Source organism: Streptomyces speibonae (genome assembly GCF_984686075.1).
In genome coordinates, this window is record NZ_OZ480260.1 from 1,509,753 (window position 1) to 1,530,672 (window position 20,920).

19 protein-coding genes are annotated in these 20,920 nt (G+C 72.5%); 5 read left to right on the top strand and 14 right to left on the bottom strand.

The genetic code is table 11. The features are described 5' to 3' along the window. Nucleotides 1-229: 229 nt before the first annotated feature. The gene (locus tag AC5L3C_RS06635; RefSeq protein WP_493647561.1) at nt 230-829 is read left to right on the top strand and encodes a nucleotidyltransferase family protein; all 600 of its coding nucleotides are present in this window, start codon (nt 230-232) and stop codon (nt 827-829) included. 187 nt (nt 830-1,016) lie between these two features. After that, nucleotides 1,017-2,642 (top strand): malate synthase A, encoded by a 1,626-nt coding sequence (gene aceB, locus AC5L3C_RS06640; RefSeq protein WP_493647563.1) that lies wholly within the window; start codon nt 1,017-1,019, stop codon nt 2,640-2,642. A 43-nt stretch (nt 2,643-2,685) separates the two neighbouring features. Here the strand turns inward: aceB and AC5L3C_RS06645 are convergent, their stop codons facing one another. Continuing rightward, nucleotides 2,686-3,600, bottom strand: coding sequence for a HipA family kinase (locus tag AC5L3C_RS06645; protein WP_493647565.1), 915 nt, complete (start codon nt 3,598-3,600; stop codon nt 2,686-2,688). Between the two features lie 501 nt (nt 3,601-4,101). On the opposite strand from AC5L3C_RS06645, the gene AC5L3C_RS06650 reads away from it, so the two are divergent. Then, nucleotides 4,102-4,947, top strand: a complete 846-nt coding sequence (locus AC5L3C_RS06650; RefSeq protein WP_493647567.1) for a ParB/RepB/Spo0J family partition protein — start codon at nt 4,102-4,104, stop codon at nt 4,945-4,947. Between the two features lie 47 nt (nt 4,948-4,994). Further along, nucleotides 4,995-5,825 (top strand): response regulator transcription factor, encoded by an 831-nt coding sequence (locus tag AC5L3C_RS06655; protein WP_493647569.1) that lies wholly within the window; start codon nt 4,995-4,997, stop codon nt 5,823-5,825. 38 nt (nt 5,826-5,863) lie between these two features. Here AC5L3C_RS06655 and AC5L3C_RS06660 read toward each other — a convergent pair whose 3' ends face one another. The 4 genes from AC5L3C_RS06660 to AC5L3C_RS06675 form a co-directional block, all read right to left on the bottom strand. Continuing rightward, nucleotides 5,864-6,868, bottom strand: coding sequence for a beta-ketoacyl-ACP synthase 3 (locus tag AC5L3C_RS06660; protein WP_493647571.1), 1,005 nt, complete (start codon nt 6,866-6,868; stop codon nt 5,864-5,866). 108 nt (nt 6,869-6,976) lie between these two features. Continuing rightward, the gene (locus AC5L3C_RS06665; RefSeq protein WP_493647572.1) at nt 6,977-8,173 is read right to left on the bottom strand and encodes a DegT/DnrJ/EryC1/StrS family aminotransferase; all 1,197 of its coding nucleotides are present in this window, start codon (nt 8,171-8,173) and stop codon (nt 6,977-6,979) included. Between the two features lie 17 nt (nt 8,174-8,190). Continuing rightward, nucleotides 8,191-9,405 (bottom strand): 3-deoxy-7-phosphoheptulonate synthase, encoded by a 1,215-nt coding sequence (locus AC5L3C_RS06670; RefSeq protein WP_493647574.1) that lies wholly within the window; start codon nt 9,403-9,405, stop codon nt 8,191-8,193. Between the two features lie 58 nt (nt 9,406-9,463). Further along, the gene (locus AC5L3C_RS06675; RefSeq protein ID WP_493647575.1) at nt 9,464-11,062 is read right to left on the bottom strand and encodes an FAD-dependent monooxygenase; all 1,599 of its coding nucleotides are present in this window, start codon (nt 11,060-11,062) and stop codon (nt 9,464-9,466) included. A 304-nt stretch (nt 11,063-11,366) separates the two neighbouring features. Here AC5L3C_RS06675 and AC5L3C_RS06680 point away from each other — a divergent pair, with 304 nt between their 5' ends. Then, a complete protein-coding gene (locus AC5L3C_RS06680; protein WP_493647577.1) occupies nt 11,367-12,098 on the top strand; it encodes a DUF6081 family protein in 732 nt (243 codons plus the stop codon). Here AC5L3C_RS06680 and AC5L3C_RS06685 read toward each other — a convergent pair. The 9 genes from AC5L3C_RS06685 to AC5L3C_RS06725 are packed head-to-tail and all read right to left on the bottom strand — an operon-like array spanning nt 12,091 to nt 20,911. Then, complete coding sequence (locus AC5L3C_RS06685) at nt 12,091-12,792, bottom strand: SDR family NAD(P)-dependent oxidoreductase (protein WP_493647579.1); 702 nt, start codon at nt 12,790-12,792, stop codon at nt 12,091-12,093. The genes AC5L3C_RS06680 and AC5L3C_RS06685 overlap by 8 nt on opposite strands. Beyond that, nucleotides 12,699-13,487 carry an isochorismatase family protein gene (locus tag AC5L3C_RS06690; protein WP_493647581.1) on the bottom strand — a complete coding sequence of 263 codons (789 nt, stop codon included), beginning with the start codon at nt 13,485-13,487 and terminating at the stop codon, nt 12,699-12,701. Before AC5L3C_RS06690 ends, AC5L3C_RS06685 begins: the two co-directional genes overlap by 94 nt. 48 nt (nt 13,488-13,535) lie before the next feature. Next, complete coding sequence (locus tag AC5L3C_RS06695; protein ID WP_493647583.1) at nt 13,536-14,321, bottom strand: 2,3-dihydro-2,3-dihydroxybenzoate dehydrogenase; 786 nt, start codon at nt 14,319-14,321, stop codon at nt 13,536-13,538. A gap of 2 nt (nt 14,322-14,323) precedes the next feature. Further along, entirely contained in the window at nt 14,324-15,511 is a 1,188-nt protein-coding gene (locus tag AC5L3C_RS06700; protein WP_493647585.1) for an FAD-dependent monooxygenase, read from the bottom strand. A 10-nt stretch (nt 15,512-15,521) separates the two neighbouring features. Next, nucleotides 15,522-16,838, bottom strand: a complete 1,317-nt coding sequence (locus AC5L3C_RS06705; protein ID WP_493647586.1) for a phenylacetate--CoA ligase family protein — start codon at nt 16,836-16,838, stop codon at nt 15,522-15,524. Continuing rightward, nucleotides 16,835-17,596 (bottom strand): amidohydrolase family protein, encoded by a 762-nt coding sequence (locus AC5L3C_RS06710; RefSeq protein ID WP_493647588.1) that lies wholly within the window; start codon nt 17,594-17,596, stop codon nt 16,835-16,837. The genes AC5L3C_RS06705 and AC5L3C_RS06710 overlap by 4 nt, the downstream gene beginning before the upstream one ends. Before the next feature lie 34 nt (nt 17,597-17,630). Beyond that, a complete protein-coding gene (locus AC5L3C_RS06715; protein WP_493647590.1) occupies nt 17,631-18,734 on the bottom strand; it encodes a 3-dehydroquinate synthase II family protein in 1,104 nt (367 codons plus the stop codon). 50 nt (nt 18,735-18,784) lie between these two features. Then, the gene (locus AC5L3C_RS06720) at nt 18,785-19,609 is read right to left on the bottom strand and encodes a 2-amino-3,7-dideoxy-D-threo-hept-6-ulosonate synthase (protein WP_493647592.1); all 825 of its coding nucleotides are present in this window, start codon (nt 19,607-19,609) and stop codon (nt 18,785-18,787) included. Nucleotides 19,610-19,624: 15 nt separating this feature from the next. After that, nucleotides 19,625-20,911, bottom strand: coding sequence for an aspartate kinase (locus AC5L3C_RS06725; RefSeq protein WP_493647593.1), 1,287 nt, complete (start codon nt 20,909-20,911; stop codon nt 19,625-19,627). Nucleotides 20,912-20,920: the final 9 nt, after the last annotated feature.

The following is a 20,920-nucleotide window of genomic DNA, read 5'->3' on the forward strand; positions in this document are numbered from 1 at the left end:
TCAACGCTCCGCAACACAGTCCTCCCCCTGGCACGTCGCTGTGCACCGCACCGGCCGACCCCAGCACCCCGACGGCCGGTGCGCGCCAGTAAACGCCACCCCGGGGCCTTTGCGCCAGTCCGCTGCGTCATCGACTTGCTCCACAGCGTGACACCGTGGCCCGAGGCACCCATGTTCCGCCGCTCCGCGCCACCCCGGCACCGCGCGGCGCGTGCGGTATGCAGGAGCCATGACGGACGACGAAGGTCAGATCGCGGGACTGCTGCTGGCGGCGGGCGGCGGGCGCCGTCTCGGCGGGCGGCCCAAGGCGCTGCTCACCCACCGGGGGCGCCCGCTGGTGGAGCACGCGGCGGCGGTGCTCCGCGCGGGCGGCTGTACGCGCGTGCACGTGGTGCTCGGCGCGCGGGCGGACGAGGTGCGCGCCCGGGCCGTACTGCCGCACTGTGTGCTCGTCGACAACCCGGCGTGGGAGCAGGGCATGGGCACCTCGCTGCGGGCGGGACTCGACTCGCTGGCCGGCACGGGCGCGCGGGCGGCCCTGGTCGGCCTGGTCGACCAGCCCGGGATCGGGCCGGAGGCGGTCGCCCGGGTGCTCGGCGCGTACCGCTCCCCCGCATCGCTGGCGGCGGCCGCCTACGACGGCGTGCGCGGCCATCCCGTGCTGTTCGGAGCCGCCCACTGGGCGGGGATCGCCGCGACTGCGACCGGCGACCGGGGGGCACGCGCCTATCTGAAGGAGCACGCGGAGCGGATCGCGCTCGTCGAGTGCGGCGACGTGGCCGAGGCGTACGACATCGACACCGAGGCCGACCTGGAACACCTGGAGTGAGCGGGGTGGCACCCTGCGCCACGTTCCCTCGACCCGGAGATTCTCGACATCAACAAAACATTGAACTTCCACCATGAGGAAACTAGTATCCACTGATCAGAAGCGCCCGGCGTTCATACGGGCGTCAACAGCCGTATCCGGGCCGACCGGCACCCGGTGCCATGCACGCCGAAGGAAGTGACAGCTGATGTCCGCACCAGCGCCGTCCCCGCTGGCCGTCGTCGACGCCGAGCCCCTGCCCCGGCAGGAGGAGGTCCTCACCGAGCCGGCGCTCGCCTTCGTGGCCGCGCTCCACCGGCGGTTCACGCCCCGGCGGGACGAGCTCCTCGCCCGCCGCGCGGAGCGCCGCGCCGAGATCGCCCGCACCTGCGCGCTCGACTTCCTCCCGGAGACGGCCGCGGTCCGCGCGGACGACTCCTGGAAGGTGGCACCGGCACCCGCGGCCCTGGAGGACCGCCGGGTCGAGATCACCGGCCCCACCGACCGCAAGATGACCATCAACGCGCTCAACTCCGGCGCCCGGGTCTGGCTCGCGGACTTCGAGGACGCCTCGGCGCCCACCTGGGAGAACGTGGTCACCGGTCAGCTCAACCTGATCGACGCCTACACCCGGAACATCGACTTCACCGACCCGGTGTCCGGCAAGTCCTACGCCCTGCGCCCGAACGAGGAGCTGGCCACGGTCGTCATGCGCCCGCGCGGCTGGCATCTGGACGAGCGTCACCTCACCGACGCCGACGGCACCCCTGTCCCCGGCGCACTCGTCGACTTCGGCCTGTACTTCTTCCACAACGCCACACGGCTGATGGACCTCGGCAAGGGCCCGTACTTCTACCTCCCCAAGACGGAGTCCCACCTCGAGGCCCGGCTGTGGAACGAGGTGTTCGTCTTCGCGCAGGACTACCTGGGCGTCCCCCGGGGCACCGTGCGCGCCACCGTGCTGATCGAGACGATCACGGCCGCGTACGAGATGGAGGAGATCCTCTACGAACTGCGCGACCACGCCTCCGGGCTGAACGCCGGCCGCTGGGACTACCTCTTCTCCATCGTCAAGAACTTCCGTGACGGCGGGCCGAAGTTCGTGCTGCCGGACCGCAACGCGGTCACCATGACGGCACCGTTCATGCGCGCGTACACCGAACTCCTCGTGCGCACCTGCCACAAGCGCGGCGCGCACGCGATCGGCGGCATGGCGGCGTTCATCCCCTCCCGCCGGGACGCGGAGGTCAACAAGGTGGCCTTCGAGAAGGTCCGCGCCGACAAGGACCGCGAGGCGGACGACGGCTTCGACGGCTCCTGGGTCGCCCACCCCGACCTGGTGCCGATCGCCATGGACTCCTTCGACCGCGTGCTCGGCGACCGGCCGCACCAGAAGGACCGCCTGCGCGAGGACGTCGACGTCAAGGCCGGGGACCTGATCGCCGTCGACTCCCTGGACGCCAAACCGACCCACGCGGGCCTGGTCAACGCCGTGCAGGTGGGCATCCGCTACATCGAGGCCTGGCTGCGCGGGCTCGGCGCGGTCGCCATCTTCAACCTGATGGAGGACGCGGCCACCGCCGAGATCTCCCGCTCGCAGATCTGGCAGTGGATCAACGCCGGGGTGGTCCTAGACAACGGCGAGCGGGTCACCGCCGAGCTGGCCCGCGAGGTCGCCGCCGAGGAGCTGGAGAGCATCCGCGCGGAGCTCGGCGAGGAGGCGTTCGCGGCGGGCAACTGGCAGCAGGCCCACGACCTGCTGCTGAAGGTCTCCCTCGACGAGGACTACGCCGACTTCCTCACCCTGCCGGCGTACGAGCAGCTCAAGGGCTGACGCCCCGGGTGACGGCCGGGCGCACCCGGGGGCCGCCCGGCCGTCACCTCGGATGCGCCGACCAGTCCTGTTCCGCGGCCGGCTTTCCGTGCAGGTTCGGGACGCGCTTGAGCCAGTCCGGACGGCCGCGCCGCGTCCGGGCCGTCCGCCGGGCGTTCTCCTCGTCGAGCGCCTCGGCGGAGGGGAAGTCGGTGGGCAGCCAGGACCGCGACGAGCGCACGCGCGCGTACAGGTGCGCGACATAGGCCTCCCGGACCTCGTCGGGCGTGGCGAACCCGGAGTCGACCGCCAGCCAGTCGTCCGGCACCTCCGCGGCGATGGACCGCAGCAGCTCCTCGGTCACCTTCGGCGCCAGTTCGGCGTCGGCCGCGCGCACATCGGGCCCGTACTGCCCGAGGGCGTGGTGCCGGAAGTCGTACGCCTTGGCCGGGTCGGAGCCCTCCCAGCGGTGGTGGAACACCAGGGCCGCCCCGTGGTCGATGAGCCACAGCCGCGGCGGTGCGACACCGAGCGTCGGCCAGAGGACCAGGTTGGAGCTGTGGACGGTCCGGTCCACGTTCACCGTCAGGGCGTCGAGCCAGACGATCCGCCCGGCCTCCAGCGGATCGACATCGAAGACCTGGGCGACCTCCGGGGTGAAGTCCCGCGCGCCCGGCAGATGGTCCATGCCGAGGTTGACCCCGGCGCTGGCGGCGTGCAGGTCCCGCACCTCCTGGTGCGGCTCGTCGGCCGCCACGGCGGGATCGAAGTGCACCAGCACCAGCTCCGGGAACCGCAGCCCGAGCGCCCGCGCCAGCTCCCCCACGATCACCTCGGCGACCAGGGCCTTGCGCCCCTGCGCGGACCCGGTGAACTTGACGACGTAGGTCCCGAGGTCGTCGGCCTCGACGACGGCCGGGACGGAGCCGCCCGACGTCAGGGGTGCGACGTAGCGGGCCGCGGTGACCTCTTTCAGCATCCTGCGTTGCGCCCCTTGCGTCCGGCCGTCGGCGTGAAACCCGAAAGGGCATCGTAACCCGGCGGGAACGACGGGAAAGAGCCTCGGCCAGCCCCGCGCAATACAGGACCGGCGCAATACAGGACCGACGCATTCTCCCGAATTCGGCGACGAGGCGGGTCGACAGCCTTCCGGGCCGTCCACTACTCGATCGAGCAGTGGCCACTACCCACCTTGGAGTCCTGGTGGTGTTGCTGCGACGGAGGACGGATGGCGATGATACCGAGGGAAGACGGACGGCCTTCCGCCTACGCGCTCGAACCTACCTTCCGACAGGTGAATGATCGCATGTGGAGTAATGTAGAGGCCAGGGCAACGAAAAACAACTCCGCCGACGACGTAATTCCAGCGCAAAAGGTACCGATCTCCTCACTGCTTCCCGCCGATTCCCCCCGGCTCACCGGAGAGAACCCCGAACACGTGGAATTACTGGCCGCTGCGCGGAATCTGCCGCCGATTCTCGTGCAGCGCAGCACGATGCGGGTGATCGACGGAATGCACCGGGTGCGGGCAGCGCTGCTGCGGGGCGAGAAGACGATCGCCGTCACCTTTTTCGCGGGGGACGACGGCGAAGCCTTTCTCCGCGCCGTCGACGCCAACATCAAGCACGGACTGCCGCTCTCCCTGGCGGACCGGGAGGCCGCGGCCCGCCGGATCCTCGCGAACCACCCGCAGTGGTCGGACCGCACCGTCGCGACCGCCACCGGTCTGTCGCACACGACGGTGGGGGCGATCCGGCGCCGCTCCGGTCTCCCGGCCGCGCGGAACGGCAGCCGGGTCGGAAGGGACGGTCGGGCCCGCCCCGTGGACGCCGCGGCGGGCAGGCGGCGGGCGAGCGAGTTCATCGCCAGGCAGCCCGACGCACCGTTGCGGACCATCGCCAAGGAGGCCGGCATCTCGGTGGGGACGGCCCGGGACGTGCGGCAACGGGTGCGGGCCGGTCGGGACCCGGTCCCGGACTCGCAGCGCCGCCCCGCCCGGGAGCCCGTCCCGTCCGCCGTCGGCCCGGCGGTGCCGGCGCCGCACGGCGCCGGCGGTGGCCGCCGGGGCCCGGACCGGCGCTCGGTGGTGGGCAGTCTGAGCAGGGACCCCGCGGTGCGCTACGCGCAGAACGGCCGGGCGTTCGTCCGGTGGGTCGACGGCCATGTGATCGAACCCGTCGAATGGGGCGAACTCATCGACGCCGTACCGCCGCACTGGCAGAACTCCGTGGCCGAACTGGCCCGGTCCTGCGCCGGGGCATGGCTGGAATTCGCGCAGGAGCTCGAACAGAGGGCACGGACGACATCCGAGCCGGGAGCGGCGTGAGCGGGTCCCGGCGGATACCGGACGGTGGGCCCGGCGAGGGGGAGAGCGTGAGCACTGCCGGCAACCGTCCGCACCTGACGCTGACACGCGCGGGGCACGACCGCCGTCGGCCGGAGCGTCCGGACCGCGGGCGGGCCACCACCCCCGACCACGTCGCGCAGCCAACCGTCGCCTGGCGCATCCTCGTCGTGGACAGCGACACGGCGAGTGCGGACGCCCTGGTGACGGGCCTGCTACGGCAGGGGCACGAGGCGGAACGGGTCGCCACGGGCAGGGCCGCCCTGGAGGCGTACGGGGACGCCCACATGGTCCTGATGGACCTCGATCTGCCCGACCTCGACGGCCTCGAGGTCTGCCGGCGCATCCGCGCCGGCAGCGGCGTCCCCGTCATCGCCGTCACCGCACGCGGCAGCGAACTGGACCGAGTCCTCGGCCTGCAGGCCGGAGCCGACGACTACCTCGTCAAGCCCTACGGTTTCCGCGAACTCGTGGCGCGCATCGAAGCGGTGATGCGCCGCTGCCAGGGCCGCGCGCCGACGGCGGATCCGTCGGTGATAGCGCACGGACCTCTCCTCATCGACGTGTCCGCACGCCGGGTCAGCCTGGACGGCAGGCCCATCGACCTCACGCGCAAGGAGTTCGACCTGGTGCGCCTTCTCGCCTCTCGGCCCGATGCCGTCCTGTCGAGGCAGCGGATCATGCGGGAGGTGTGGGGGGACGCGTGGTCGCGCCGGACCATCGACACGCACATCAGCAAGATCCGCAGCAAACTCGGCTCCCCGGAGTGGATCGTGACCGTGCGCGGCGTCGGCTTCCGACTGGGCCGGCAGCAGAGCGCGTACGGCGCCCCGGAGTCCGGCGCCGCACCGGAGGTCTGAGGCCCGCCGCCTCCCGGCGGAGGCGGCGCGGCCAGGCTCTAGGGAAGGACGGCGACCGTCGCCGCGTAGCACAGGCCCGCCCCGTAGCCCACGAGCAGGGCGAGGTCGCCGCTCCGGGCCTGTCCCGAGGACAGCACCGCGTCCAGGGCCAGCGGAACGGAGGCGCCGGAGGTGTTGCCCGCCGTCACGATGTCCTTGGCGACGACGGTGGACTCCGGCAGTCCGACCCGCCGCGCGATGGTGTCGATGATCCGGACGTTCGCCTGGTGCGGGATGAAGACGTCGACGTCGGAGGCCGTGATCCCCGCGGCGGCCAGGGCCCGCTCGGCGACGTCCGCCATCTCGTAGGCGGCCCAGCGGAAGACGCGCTGGCCTTCCTGTCTCAGATACGGGAAGGGGTCCTCGCCGATGCCGTCCCGCAGCGCGTCCCACGGCAGGCTCTGCTCGATGGCGTCCGCCTGGGACCCGTCCGCGCCCCAGACCGCCGGCCCGAATCCGGGGTGCGTGGCAGGGCCGATCACCACGGCCCCGGCACCGTCCCCGAAGATGCAGGCCGTGGAGCGGTCCCGCAGGTTCAGCAGATCGGTCATCCGCTCCACGCCCACGACCAGGACATGGCCGCCGCGGCTGCGGACGGAGTCGGCCGCGAGCACGACCCCGTGGACGAAACCGGCGCAGCCCGCCGACACGTCGAAGGCGGCGGCCCGCGCGGCGTCGATCCGGTGGGCTATCTCGGTCGCGATGGCGGGCGTCTGCTTGAGATGGGTGAAGGTGGCGGCGATGACGCAGGTGATGTCCGCCGTGCCGAGGCCCGCGGCCGCGACGGCCTTGAGGGCGGCCTGCTCCGCCATCACGCCCAGGGTCTCGTCCGGGCCCGCCCACCGACGTGTGACGATTCCGGTGCGGGAACGCACCCAGTCGTCCGAGGAATCGATGAGCCGGCATGCCTCCTCGTTGTCGACGATGCGACGCGGGCGATACGAACCCACTCCCATGATCTTCGCGTACCGGGCGCCTTCGGGTGCGTCGAGTTCTGGTTTCACCGTGCTCCTCCCCGAACTTTTTCTGCGTCATTTCTTCGCGGGCCGGTTTCTTCGACGATTCTCTTTCACGGGTACGGCCCCGAAAAGAGTCGCGCATTCAACTCGAGGTCAGGAAATGTCAATTTCGTGCGCACTGCCGGCGGGGTTTCCGGGAAATGTCAGAGAAGCGTCAATTCCGGGGAACGCCGTACCCGCCCGGCCCGGGTGCGCCGGCCGGTGGGCCCGCAGCGCCGTCCGCAGTGCGGCCGCGACCTGTTCGGCCTGGCACATGGTGAGCTCGGCGTGCATGGGGAGGGCGAGATTGCGCCGGAACAGATCCGTCGCGACGGGGCAGGCGTGCTTCGACGCGCCGAACGCGGGCAGCAGATGGGAGGCCCACGCGCCGTGTCCGCATCCGATGCCCCGCGCCCGCAGATCGGCGGCGACCGCGGCGCGGTCCACCCCCGGGTCCAGCGTCACCACGTAGGACTGCCACGCGTGGCAACGGTTCTGCGGCACATGCGGCAGCGACAGCAGTTCCTCGTCCGCGAGCAGGGCCGCGTACCGGGCGGCCACGGCACGCCGGCGCCGCAGCAGCTCGTCCGTCCGGGCCAGCCGCACCCGCAGGGCGGCGGCGACGTCGGACGGCCCGCGGTCGCGGGTGAGGTCGCCGGGGCCCGGGGCCGGGAGGGCCGCCTCATCGGCGGCGCCGGTGCGGGCTGCCGACAGGCGGGCCCGGGCGGCGGCCCCGACGACGGAATCGCGGGTCAGCAGCGCGGCGCCCTCGCCCCGCACGGCCCCCTGGTGCCCGTGGGGCGAGAGGCAGGCGACCGGTGCGAGGGCGCCCGCCCGGCGTCCCTTGTAGCTCGCGCCCGCCGCGCAGGTGGCGTCCTCGACGAGGAACAGGCCGTGGTGGTCGGTGATCCACCTCAGTTCCGTGTAGTCGGCCGGCAGGCCGACGGTGTCCACCGCGATCACGCCCACGGTCCGGGGGCCGATCAGGTCCGCGACCGCCCACGGGTCGACGGTCCCCGTGTCGGCGCGCACGTCGGCGAGGACGGGTACGGCACCGACGTGGCGCACCGCGTGGGCGGGGGCCGGGAGTCCGTAGTCGGCGACGATCACCTCGTCGCCCGGCTCGACGCCGAGCCCCAGCAGGGCCAGCCGGAGGGCCTCGGCGCCGTCGCTCACCACGAGCGCGCCTGCGGCCCCGTAGCGGCCGGTCAACTCCGCCTCCAGCTCCCCCGCCGGCCGGCCGGCCGGCCCTTCGGTGCCGAACACCTCGGCCACGGCGGCCAGTTCGCGCTCGACCGGGCTTCTGTGCACCAGTGGAATCACCGTCGTCACCCCGTTCCCTTGGCCCACGCCTCGATGAGCTCGGTGGCCTGGTCCGCGTTGAGTCTCGGATCGCAGAGGGTGGTGTAGTGCCGCACCAGTCCGTCCTCGTGCTCCACGGGCCCGCCGATGCACTCGGTCACGTCGTCGGCCGCGACCTCTATGTGGAGGCCGGCGGCGTGCTGCCGCAGCCTCTCGACGATGTCGCGGAACCGCAGCGCCTCCGCGATCACATGGGACAGGTGGCGTGTCTTGAGGCCGAGACCGGATTTCACGGTGTTGCCGTGCATGGGGTCGCTCAGCCACACCACCGGGTGTCCGGCGTTGGCCACCGCCCGGACGAGGGGCGGCAGGGCCTGCTCGATCCGGTGATGGCCCATCCTCGGTATCAGGACGAGGCGGCCGGGTTCGCGCCGCGGGTCGAGCACCTCGCACACACGCAGGACCTCGTCGGCCGTCGCGGTCGGTCCGATCTTGCACCCCACCGGGTTGACCACGGCGGAGAGCAGGGCGACATGGGCCTGGTCCGGCCGGCGGGTCCGCTCCCCCACCCACGGCAGGTGGGTGGAGCCCAGGTACAGCCGGTCCGTCTCGGGGTCGCGGCGCACCAGCCGGGACTCGTAGTCCACCACCAGGGCCTCGTGGCTCGACCACGGCCCGTCCGCGGCCGGCGGCCGCCCTTCTCCCCGGCGGTGCGTCCGCATCGCCCGCTGCACGGCGGAGGCGGCCTCGTACGCCCACACCATGCGCCGGGGGTCGGGCTGCCGGGTCTGCGGCACGGCGAGTTCGGAATTGATCATGTGCCCCCGGAACGAGGGGATCACCAGCGCGCCGTGGGTCTCGGTCGACTGCGACCTGGGTTTGGCGAACTGCCCTCCCATGCGGCCGACGCGCAGGACGCGCCGGCCGGTGAGTTCGCCGAACCGGCTCGCCAGCCGGTCGACGACCTGGAGTTTCTGAGCCGTGTGCCGGGGGGTGCACTCGTAGAGGCTCTCCGCGCAGTCGCCCAGCTGGAGCAGGAGCGCGTCGGTCGTCAGCAGGTCCGCCAGCGACCACCGCAGTTGCTGGATCTCCGCGGCCGTCACCAGGGGCGGAGCCGACTCCAGGAAGCGGCACGACGCCTCGTGGGCGGCGTGCTCCCGCCACTGTGGCTGCTGCGCCGCCGGTCTGCCCTCCCACGGCCGGCTGTGGTTGACGTCCGCCGTAACGCCTGATGGCTGCATGTGTGCTCCTGTCGAGGATCAGCACCGCCCAGTGGAGGAGTGCGGATGGTGTGTCCGGTCACCCGGCGCCCCTGACCCGCCGGATCACGGCGGCCGGGTCCGGGTGCGGCCTGTTCCCGCGCCAGGCCACGTGGTGGTCGGGCCGCAGGAGGACGAGGTCCCGTTCCCAGACCTGCCGGGCGCCGGCATCGGTGACCACGGTGTGGGCGACCGGGAGTCCCTGGGCGGCCGCCGCGTCGAGGAGCGGCTCCGCCCGGCCGTCGCCGGCGAAGTCGACCAGGGTGAAGGAGTGCGCGTAGCGGTCGAGGATCGGGGTGCCGCCGTCCAGGAGATAGCCGGGCGGGCGGCTTCCGGGCCAGGTGGTCGGCGTGTACTCCCGGGGGCTCCACGGGGGTTCGGGGCCGTTCTCGTGGCAGACGACGGGCGAGTCGCGGTAGCGCTGGCCGAGCTCGATCCCCCGGTACTCGTTCTCGCCGCGCTCGGCGTCGAGGTAGGAGGCGAGGGCGGCCGGCGGGGCGCCCTCACGCAGCAGCTCCCCCGCCCTGAGGTGCACACCGAGGTGCCGGTGCGAGGTGTGCAGGGTGCGCAGACCCACCGGGTGGCGTTCGGCCTGGTAGCTGTCGAGCAGGGCCGGGCCGCCGAAGCCCTTGACGAGAGCGGCGGTCTTCCAGGCGGCGTCGACCGCGTCGCCGATGCCGGTGTTCATCCCGTAGGCGCCGGTCGGGAACATGCGGTGGGCCGAGTCGCCGGCGAGGAGGACCCGTCCGGCGCGGTAACGGTCCGCGATCATGAATCCGGGGCGCCAGCGCGACGTCAGCAGCACCTTGTCGATCTTGAGCTCGGTGCGCATCGTCTCCAGCAGGAACGCCGCCGGGTCGGCCGGCGGCGTGTCGAACTCGTCCGGCCGCGCGCCGTTGACGTGGGCCGTCCAGGTGTCGGCCTCGTCCTGGGCGATGATGACGTAGCGGAAGGCGAAGTAGTGCCAGAACCGGCCGTGCCGGTGCAGGGTGTCCAGGTCCCGGCTCTTGAAGTGCACCATGAAGGCACCGGGCAGCGCGGGCACGTCGAAGCCCTGCTCGCCGATGCCGGTGACCTCGCGGACCCGGCTCGACGCACCGTCGCAGCCGATGACGTAGCGGGACCGGAGCCGGACCTCCTCGTCGGTCATGACGTCGACCAGCCGGCTGGTCACCCCCTCGTCGTCCTGCGTGAGGGTGTCGAACCGCAGGCCGCAGCGCAGGTCGACCAGTGGTTCGCGCCGGCAGTGCGCGCGCAGCACCGGCTCCAGTTCGATCTGGGAGACGCGCTGGCCCGGCTCGGCGGGCTGGGTGCCGTCGTTTTGTTCCGCGATGCGCCGCCGTTCCTCGTCCACCGAGGGAAGCCGCCAGGTGGTGATCGGCTCGCCGGCGAGGCCCGTCGACCAGATCACGTCGGCCCGGTGCCCGGGAGCGACGCCGGCCGCACGGATGTCGTCGGCGAGGCCGAGCCGGCGGAAGAATTCCATGCTGCGGCTGTTGACGTAGTCCAGCTTGGGATGGACGGAGGTCTCGAGGCCCTGGTCGGCGAGCACACAGGGGACGCCCTGCCGGGCGAGCGCCAGGGCGGCGGCCATCCCGACCGGGCCCGCGCCCACGACCAGTACCGGTACCGGCTCCACGATTGCCTCCAAGCGCGACGGGTCGGTCCGACCGCTCCACGCGGTCCGTGGTCGGTCGGTGTGCTGTGCCGGGTGTTCCTGTTCGGCCGGACCGCCCCGTGATCACGCTCCCGGCGGGCGGGCGCGGCGGTCAGTAGGCAGTCTCGGATCGGCGCTCCGCGCGGGCATGACCCATTCACGGGATTTCCGCCGGCCGGTGCAGGCATGGCGCGCCACGCGTCCGAACGGCGTGAACGTGTGATGGTCCGAAGCGGCGGACGGCATCGATGGTGACGGCATGATGTCGTTGCCTCAGACCGAGTCAGTGCCCCGGACCGAAGTGTGGACGTACGACGACTTCACGAGCCCGGAGCTCGACCCCGCCCGCTGGACGATCATGTCGGTCACCGGGGCCGACGGCGCGCGGCACGCGTACCGGGACCGCAATGCCCGGGTGAGCACCGGAGACGGACGGTTCGAGCTGACCGTGCACCCGTTCACCCGCTTCCACGACACGGACCCGCGGCAGAACAACGCCAAGCAGATGTACCGGTCGGCGCGGCGGTTCGCCGTGCCGGGTTCCGGCGAGCTGACGTTCGAGGTCGAGATGGGGGTGCGGACCTACGGCCAGGTCCCCCACGACCTGCTCGACGCCTTCGGCACCGTGAACGTCTTCGACCTGGAGAGCGGTGTCGTTCTGAACGCCGCCGCAACGAACGACACCGTGTACGCGGTGATCGAACGGCTGGCGCTGCCGGGCGTCGCCGAGCCGCACGAACACTTCATCCACCGGGTGGTGCTGGACGTGCCGACGGAGCCGGGGCAGCGGCACCGGTACGCGATCGGCTACCGGGCCGGCACGTCGGAGGCGGAGTTCCACGTCGACGGCCGGCTCGCCTACTGGGCACGGCTTCCGGTGCCGGTGACGGGCTTCCACGCCGGTATGGCCCTGTTCTCGGCCCGTGATCTGACGCGCCACACGCGCGCGGAGCGGGAGCACGGACAGGGCGCGACCGGCCGGTGGGGTCCCTGGCGTGTGTCGTCCGGCGTCAGATGAGCACTTCGCCGCCGTCGATGTTCAGGTTGACGCCGTTGATCGCGCGGTTCTCCAGCAGGAACCGGATCGCGTGGGTGCAGTCCTCCATCGTCACCGGGCGCTTGGTGAGCGCGCCCGCCGCGGCGGCCTCGCGTGCGGCGGGCTTGTCGCTCCAGAACGGCGTGTCCGAGACGATGCTCGGGTGCAGGGCGCTGACCCGGATCGGGGAGAGTTCCACCGCCAGCGTCCGCACCAGCGCGCCGATGCCGCCGTTGGCGGTCGTCACGGACGTGGAGCCGGGGTAGGGCCGGTGACTGGCCAGGCCACCGATCAGGACGGCGGCGCTGTCGTCGGTCATCCGCGGGGCGAGGGTGTGCACCACCTCCGTGTAGCCGGTGAGCTTCACCGTGAGCAGCCGGACAGCGTCGGCCGGCCGGTACGCGCGCACCGTGTTGTGGTCCCGGTCGAGTGCCGCGAGCACGAGTCGGTCGACGCGTCCCACGTCGGCGAGCGCGGCCGCGATCCGCTCCGGGTCGGCCAGTTCCAGGGCGAGTCCGCGGGTGCGCCCGCCGATCTCGTGGGCGACGCCCTTGGTCCGCTCCTCCGAACGGCCGGTGATGATCACGTCGTCGCCCCGCTCGGCGCAGGACTGGGCGAAGTGCCGCCCGATTCCCGACGTTCCGCCGATGACGACGACATGGGTGCGCTCGGACATGGACGTGTACCTCCGTGGATGGGTGTGGTTCGGGCGGCGGACGCGGCGGGTGCGGTTCGGGCCCCGAGCCCGGCCAGCGTGTCGGCCGTGGTCAGCGGCACGGCGCAGCGGTCCGCGGCATAGCGCAGTGCCATGAGGTGGTCGTCGAGCGAGAGGTCGGCCAGGGCGTCCGCCACGAGGAAGGGCTGGATGTCGCGGCTGTACGCGTCGCAGGCGGTGATCAGGCAGCCCATGTGCGCGTAGACACCGCAGACGACCAGCTGGTCCCGTCCGGACCGCCGCAGCCGTTCCTCCAGGTCGCTGCGGAAGAACGCGCTGTAGCGCCACTTCGTGAGCACCGTGTCGCCCGGCTCCGGGGCGACGTCGTCGACGATGCCCCGGTCGGTCTCCTCGGCGGACATTCCGGGGCCCCAGAAGTCGTTCAGCAGCCCGCGGTCCTTGCGGCTCATTCCGCCCGGCTGCGCCGTGTACATCACCGGCACCCGGGCGGTGCGCGCCGCGGCGAGCAGTTCGGTGACGTTGCCGAGGAGGTCGGTCAGCGGCGACCGCCCGGCCGGGAAGGCGCGCAGGAAGTACCGCTGCATGTCGTGCACCAGGACGACCGCGCGCTCCGGATCGGGCCGCCAGCTCACCGCCGCGGCGGGCAGGTCGCTCCGGCCTGGCATGCGGTACGGCGCGATCGGGTTCATGGCCATGGTCCGTCTCCTGAAGTCCGTCGGGCGTGTCACACGTGCGGGGCGGTGTCACACGTGCAGGGCGGCGCCGCCGTCCACGTAGAGGTCGTGCATCGTCACGTGACCGGCCTGGTCGGACACGAGGTACGCGACGGCGTCGGCCACGTCCTGCGGCCGGGCCAGCTTCCGCAGCGGGATGCCGACGCGGTACGCGCTCGGCGACCCCTCGATCACCTGCCGGGGGTCCCCGCCCTCGCCGAGCATGGCGCGCAGCATGGGGGTGTCCGTGGAGCCCGGCGAGACGACGTTGCAGCGGATGCCGTAGTCGGCGAGCTCCAGGCCCAGGCACCGGGTGAACTGGGCCGACGCCGCCTTGGACGCGGCGTACGCGGACATCTCGGTGCGCGGCACACCGGCGGCGTTGGACGCCACGGTCACGATCGCTCCGCCGCGGCGGACCATCATGCGCCGGGCCACCGCGCGGGACACGTGGAACACCCCTGAGGCGTTGACCGAGAAGATGTCGTTCCACTGCTGGTCCGACAGCTCGACCGCCCGGCCGGTGTGCAGCACGCCGGCCGCGTTCACGAGGATGCCGATCGGGCCCAGTTCGTCCTCGACGCGCCGTACCAGCGCCTCCACCGGCTCGCTGTCGCTCACGTCCGCGGGGCAGGCGCGGACGGAGGCGCCCTCGGCCTCGAGTTTGGCCACCACGGTGGCGAGCGTCCCGGCGTCGCGGTCCACGGCGGCGACATGCGCTCCCGCGCCCGCCAGCGTGCCCACCACGGCGGCACCGATGCCCCGCGCCGCCCCGGTGACCAGGGCGACCCTGGATTCGATTCCGGTCAGTTCCATCATCAACTCCTGCTGCTCGTGGCGGCCTGTTCGGCGTCGTATCCGAACAGCCACTCGTGCCGATCCAGACCCGAGGTGGCCTGCACGGAAGCGTCGCGACGGCGTTGCTCGGCTCCGTCGGCGAGGTGGAAGGTCGTCGCGTTGGCGCGGGACTGCTGCTGGATGCGGGTGGTACGGGGCAGGCGGATCCGTTCGTAGCGGCGCAGGGCCGCGCCGAGGCCGTCCGGGCCCGGGCCGGCGAGGCAGGACGCGAGGACGACGGCGTCCTCGATCGCCTGGTTGGCGCCCTGTGCCTGGAAGGGCAGCATCGGATGGGCGGCGTCCCCGATGACGGTCACCCGTCCGGTGCTCAGCCGGCCGAGGCTGTCGCGGTCGTGCAGGGCCCACCGGCCGACCGCGTCCGCCGCCGCGATCAGCCGGGTGACGTCCGGGTGCCAGCCCGTGTACGCGGCCGCGAGTTCGGCGTGGTCGCCCGGTGCCGACCAGGACTCCTCCCGCCAGTGCGAGGAGGAGACGGTGGCGCCGAAACTGATCTGGCGGCCGGAGGACACGGGATAGCACACGCAGTGCTGGTCCGGTCCGAACCACAGCCGCACCCGGGGGTCGGCGGTGAGGTGGGGCACCCGGTCCGCGGGCACCAGGCCCCGGTAGATCGTCTGCCCGGAGTAGCGCGGCCGGTCGGCGGCGATCTGCTCGCGGGTCACGGAGCGGATGCCGTCCGCGCCGACGACCAGGTCCGCCGCCACCGCCGTACCGTCGGACAGGTGCAGCCGCGCTTCGCCGGCGTCCTGCGTCACCGCGACGAGGCGGGCACCGAGGTGCACCCGGTCGGGCGGGACGCGGGAGAGCAGGGCGTCGTGCAGATGGGCGCGGTGCACGGTGTAGTACGGCGCCCCGAAGCGCCGGCGGCACATACCGCCCAGCTCCGTGCGCTGGAGGAGGTTCCCGTCGTCCCAGCGCCGCATCTCGATCGCCCGCGGCGTCACCGCGACGGCTGTCAGCGCGTCGTTCAGCCCCAGCCGGTGCAGCAGCCGGGTGGCGTTGGGCGTGAGCTGCACACCGGCGCCCGCCTCGGTCAGCCGTTCCGCCTGCTCGTAGAGGTGGCAGTCGATTCCGGCCCGGCGCAGGGCGAGGGCGAAGGTGAGGCCGGCGATTCCGGCCCCGGCCACGGCCACCCGTATCTGCGGCATGTCGTCCGCCTCAGTAGTAGAGGAGCGCTTTGCCCCAGTCCTCGTCGGGTCCGAACAGGCTGCGCGGCTTGACCACGTCGGGCATGGCTGTCAGCGCGTCGTGGGGGATCAGGGTGCCCGGGGGCAGGCCGGTGACCTCGCTGTCCACTCCGAAGGCGGTCCGTACCGAGGCCGTCAGTCCGGCCACGGCGGCCCCGCGGTGCTCCTCGGCCACCTCGATCTCGATGCGCAGGGCCGACGGCTGCGCCCGCGCCCGCCAGAACAGCACGCCGTGGGAGTCCGGGAGGGAGAAGACGAGTTCCTCCAGCCGGTGCTGGGTGACGGTCGCGTCGCCGACCCGGTAGCCGAAGGCGGCCCTGCCGAGCACCTGGACGGTGGGCAGGTTCCAGCCGCAGTCGCAGTCGTCGTAGGAGACCCGCACGTTGTCCTCGAGGTTGTAGCGCAGCAGGGGCATCGCCTCCCGGAACAGCGGCGTGACCACGAGCTGGCCCTCGCCCTCCGCACCGACCCTGCCGGTCGCCGGGTCGTACACCTCGAACAGCGCGCGGTCCGCCCACAGGTGCATCCGGCCGTGCGGGCACTCGCCGGCGAGGCTGCCGGTCTCCGTGGAGCCGTACTCCTCGATCACCGGCACCCCCCACAGCCGGCTGATGCGCCGGCGGCGGGCGGTGGTGAGCGGCTCCCCGCCGACGAACAGCGCGCGCAGCGCGGGGAAGTCGGCGTCCGGCCGGTGGCCGGCGGCGTTCGCCGCGACGGCCCAGATGAGGCACTCGGTCGGCACCGACCAGGTGAGGGTGACCCCGAGGTCGTGCAGGGTGCGCACGACACGGGCGTACGGCATGGCCAGCGACCGGTTGTCGCCCGGCACCACCGTGGCCCCGGACAGCCGGCCGGCGGCGTGCGCGAGATGCCCGGTCAGCAGCAGTGCGTAGGGGGTGCGCACCAGGAAGACGTCGTCCTCGGACATCCCGATCCACTTGCGGGCGAAGCGCTCGGCCAGGTCGGTCCAGTCCTCCGCCGTGTAGTACGAGGGCGTGGGCCGTCCGGCGGTGCCGCTCGACTCGTGGTAGGTGGCCAGCCGCTGCTTGGGGACGGCGAGCATCCCGAAGGGGTGGTTCTCGCGCAGGTCCTGTTTGGTCGTCAGCGGCAGGCCGGCGAGATCGGCGGCGGTGGCGGGCAGGGCCGCGGCGTCCAGCGTCTTGCGGTAGAACGGCGAGCGGGCCGCCCAGGCGACGGTCTGCGACAGCTGCTTCTCCTGGATGCGCTGCAGCTCTTCCGGCCCGTGCCACTGGCCGAGACGGGGCAGACGCGCATGCGAGTCGTTCACCACTTCTCCTCTCCTAGCAATCGGTGTGCGTTGTCCCAGGCGATCTGCCGCCACTGCTCGGGCGGCAGCGCCAGCACCTGGAACTTGGCCAGCTCCACGGCCGGGTGCTGGAGGGGGTGTTCGGAGCCGAACACCACCCGCCCGGCACCGAGCCGGCGCACCGCCGCCTCGGCCACGCAGGTGTAGCCGCCGGAGGTCTCCAGCCAGATGTTGGGGTCGTCCCGGATCAGGTCGAGCGCGTGGAAGTCGATGTTGCCGATGCCGCTGTGTCCGAGTACGAAGCCGACGTGCGGGTACCGGCGGGCGAGGGCGACCAGGTCGGCCACCCCCGCTCCGGGCCGGGCCAGACACACCACGTAGACGGGGTGGGCGAACTCGGCGGCCACGTCGACGAGTTGGGCCACGCGGGAATCGGTCAGGCCGACTCCGTGCACCGCGGGCGAGATCTCCAGGCCGCGGAACTCGGCGGCCCTGGCCCGGTACGCCTCGGGCGGGCGGTGCGGGTTGGCGAACCAGAACGGCACCAGGCGTCCGTCGGTGTCCGCGCAGGCGTCCAGCACCGCGTCGTTGTCGGCGTCGGTCTCGACGTGCCCGCCCTCGACGAGCTGACGGGCCAGCCGGTCCAGGTCGATGGTGCCGCCCGCGCACACCACCGCCCGCGTCAGTCCGCACGTGTCCAGCGTCGTCAGCAGCCGCGCCACGGCACCGGGCCGGGGAGCGAGGCGTACATGGAAGTCCAGCACGGGTTGCGCGGCCATCGCGGTCACCTCCCGCTGCACTCGTGGCCCTCGCTCACTTCTCGATGCAGAACTCGTCGATCGGGTAGCCGACGTGCCGCTGCTCGACCGGCAGGCAGCCGAGCACCTTCGTCCCCTCCGTCAGCTCCGTGACGTTCAGCACCGTGCCGCCCGGTCCGAGCACCCGCACGTGCCAGTCGTCCTGGACGATGAGGTTGACCTTCACACCCGAGGGCGCGACCGCGTCGATGGCGAGCAGGGGACGCGTCTCGATCTTGACCCGGCCCACGGTGACGATCCGGGACTTCCCCTTGGCGTCGACGGCCATCACGCGGCCCCCGGAGCGGAGTTCGCTGAGGTAGTTGGTGCGCCCGTCGGCGGAGAGCGTGTACGAGTGCAGTGCGCCGGCGTTGACCCGGAACGGCCTGGTCGGCATGTACGGCAGCGGGTGGGTCTCGCTGCAGCAAAGGATCATGCCGGTGGAGTGCGAACCGACGAGGATCCCCTCGTCGAGGCCGAAGTTCGTGCAGGTGTCGACGCAGGCCCGCTCGCCCATCCCGACCCGGCGGATGCCGGTGACCTCCAGCTCCACCAGGTCGAGGTCCGCGGCCTTGCTGACCGCGGCGGTCTTCAGCTCGGTGGCGTCGCCCACGGTGCGCGGGGCGAGCATCACGCCGTCGGAGCCGTGCTCGAGGACACCGAAGACGATCTCCGCCTCCTCGACGTCGGCGACCTGGGTGATGATGCTGCCGTTCGCTCCGGCGGCGGCGGCCAGTACGATCTCCAGCGGGATCTTGGTGGGGTCCCGGAAGTACAGCAGGCTCCACCTGTCGTGGCGCGCGGCGCGGCAGGCGTCCTCGAGGCTGTCGGCGTCCGTGATCTCCACGAACCGGCCGAACTCCACATCGGGGTGCTGCTGGGCGAGTTCGGCGGGCTCGCCGTGCCGGCCCGGCTCGACGACGACGAGGTCGGCGGGCGTCAGCTTCTCGGGCAGCGGCAGGTTCTGCGGGAAGAGGACCTTCTTCACCGTGGGGGGCAGCGTCTCCAGATCGGCGGGGTCGGCCGCCACGACGGCGTCCACGCGCTGGTGGACCGCCTCCTCGATGATGGCCTCCTTGGCGCCGTTGACGTTGCGGATGTCCAGCCAGCACAGCTTCACAGGTATCTCCTCGGCGGAAGGTCGCGGACGTCGCGGAAGGTTGTGGTGGATCAGGAGGTGAGAGCGAGCCGGTCGTCGACACCGTCCCGGTCCGGGACGTGGGGCGTCTCGTGCACCAGCCGTGCGATCGTGGCCGCCATCCAGCCGGGCCGGTCGGCCTGGAAGACATTGCGTCCCATGGCCACGCCGGCCGCGCCACCGCGCAGCGCGTCGGACACATGGGCCAGCACCTTGTCGGTGTCGTCCGAGCGCGGGCCGCCGGCCACGATGACCGGGATCGGGCAGGCGCGGACGACGTCGGCCATCTGTTCGGGGGTTCCGGCGTAGTCGGTCTTGACGATGTCCGCGCCCAGGTCCGCGGCGAGCGTGGCGGCGTGCGCCACGAGCTCCGGCGCCCGGGAGTCGGGGATCTGCGGTCCGCGGGCGTACACCATGGCCAGCAGCGGAACGTTCCACCGGTCGCACTCCCCCGCCACGGCCGCCAGGTCGGCGATCTGCCGGGCCTCTTGGGGCGACCCCATGTTGACGTGCACGCTGACCGCGTCGGCGCCCAGCCGCAGCGCCTCGTCCACGTGGGCGACCAGGTACTTGGCGTCGGGGTCGGGAGCATGTCTGGTGCTCACGCTCAGATGCACGATGAGCGACATGTCGCGGAACCAGCCGGGGCCGATGTGGCGGAGGCTGCCCTTGTGCAGCACCACGGCGTCCACGCCGCTGCCGGCGAGCTCACCGAGCAGGGGGTCGAGACCGCCGTGGCGCAGCGGTCCGTCCGTGACGGAGTGGTCGAGCGGTACGACGAGCAGTCGCCCGTCGCTCTGTCGGAAGAGGCGCCGCAGTCGCAGACTGCGAGCAAACGGCGCGTTGTGTACAGCCACTGTGCCCTGCCTCTCTCAAGCGGTGGCGGAACTGCCGGAGGCCGTCACGGATGTGGTCCCCGCCGGCTCGGGCCGGTCGAGGTGGAACTCGCGGTGCAGGGTCTCGACGGCGTCGACGACGCGTTCGCGTGGGACGACCACGGAGAGCCTCATCTGGGACGTGGCGATCCAGCTCGTCGGGATTCCGGCGGCGGCCAGCGCGGACATCAGCCGGGCGGTGTACTCGGGGCGGCTGAGCAGGCCCATGCCGACCACCGACACCTTGCCGACGTTCTCGTCGAAGCGCACACCCCCGCCGAAGGCGGCCGTCAGCTCGTACAGTGCGGTCCGCACGGCCTCGGCCTCGCTGCGGCGGATGGTGAACCCCATACGGAACTCGTTCTCGTGCGGTCCCGATCTGGCGACCAGGTCCACCACCGTCCCGTGTCCGGCCAGCACGTCGAACACGTCCGGTGCCAGGTCCCGGTGGATGTCACGGCAGTGGACCAGCACGCGTGCGACGTCGGTGTCGTGGGTCACCGCCATGACGGCCCGGCGTGTCTCCAGCGGGGCGGCGTCCTGCCGGTCGGCGACGACGGTTCCGGGCTCCTGCGTGGACGCGTTGCGGACGTGCACTTCGACCCCTTCCATGGCGGCCAGTTCGATGCAGCGGGTGTGCAGCACCCTCGCGCCCGCGAAGGCCATCTCCGCCATGACGCCGGGCGGCACCCACGGCAGGCGGCGCGCGGCGGGCAGGGTGCGGGGATCGGCGCTGAAGACGCCGTCGACGTCGGTGTAGATCTCGCACACCGTGGCGCCCAGCCGTGCCGCCAGCGCCACCGCGGTCGTGTCGGAACCGCCGCGGCCGAGCGTGACGACGTCCCCGCCGGAGGCCACTCCCTGGAATCCCGTGACCACGGCGACCTGACCCCCGCTCAGGGCCGACCGCACCCGGGCGGCCCCGATGGACGAGATGAGCGCGTCCCCGTGCCGGTCCGTGCCCCGGATGCCGGCCTGATGCCCGGTCAGTGACACGGCCGGCACCCCGGCCCCGTTCAGGGCGAGGGCCATCAGCGCCGCCGACTCGGACTCGCCCACGGCGAGCAGCTGGTCCAGTTCCCGGGACGGGCCGGCGGCACCCACGTCCGCCGCCAGCCGCAACAGGTCATCGGTCCTGCTGCCCCGCGCCGAGACGACCACGGCCACCGCCCGGCCGCGGCTCCGGGCCGCCGAGATGCGCACGGCGGCGCGGCGGACGTGGTCGAGCGTCCGCAGGGAGGTACCGCCGAATTTCTGGACCAGCACGTCCACAGCCGATGTCACCGCCCCTCG

Excerpts from the sequence above, each read along its gene's own strand:
- AC5L3C_RS06685 (WP_493647579.1), bottom strand. The coding sequence starts at position 12,792 with ATGTCCGAGCGCACCCATGTCGTCGTCATCGGCGGAACGTCGGGAATC.
- AC5L3C_RS06645 (WP_493647565.1), bottom strand. The coding sequence starts at position 3,600 with ATGCTGAAAGAGGTCACCGCGGCCCGCTACGTCGCACCCCTGACGTCG.
- AC5L3C_RS06700 (WP_493647585.1), bottom strand. The coding sequence starts at position 15,511 with ATGCCGCAGATACGGGTGGCCGTGGCCGGGGCCGGAATCGCCGGCCTC.
- AC5L3C_RS06695 (WP_493647583.1), bottom strand. The coding sequence starts at position 14,321 with ATGGAACTGACCGGAATCGAATCCAGGGTCGCCCTGGTCACCGGGGCG.
- aceB (WP_493647563.1), top strand. The coding sequence starts at position 1,017 with ATGTCCGCACCAGCGCCGTCCCCGCTGGCCGTCGTCGACGCCGAGCCC.
- AC5L3C_RS06710 (WP_493647588.1), bottom strand. The coding sequence starts at position 17,596 with ATGGCCGCGCAACCCGTGCTGGACTTCCATGTACGCCTCGCTCCCCGG.
- AC5L3C_RS06635 (WP_493647561.1), top strand. The coding sequence starts at position 230 with ATGACGGACGACGAAGGTCAGATCGCGGGACTGCTGCTGGCGGCGGGC.
- AC5L3C_RS06670 (WP_493647574.1), bottom strand. The coding sequence starts at position 9,405 with ATGCAGCCATCAGGCGTTACGGCGGACGTCAACCACAGCCGGCCGTGG.
- AC5L3C_RS06690 (WP_493647581.1), bottom strand. The coding sequence starts at position 13,487 with ATGGCCATGAACCCGATCGCGCCGTACCGCATGCCAGGCCGGAGCGAC.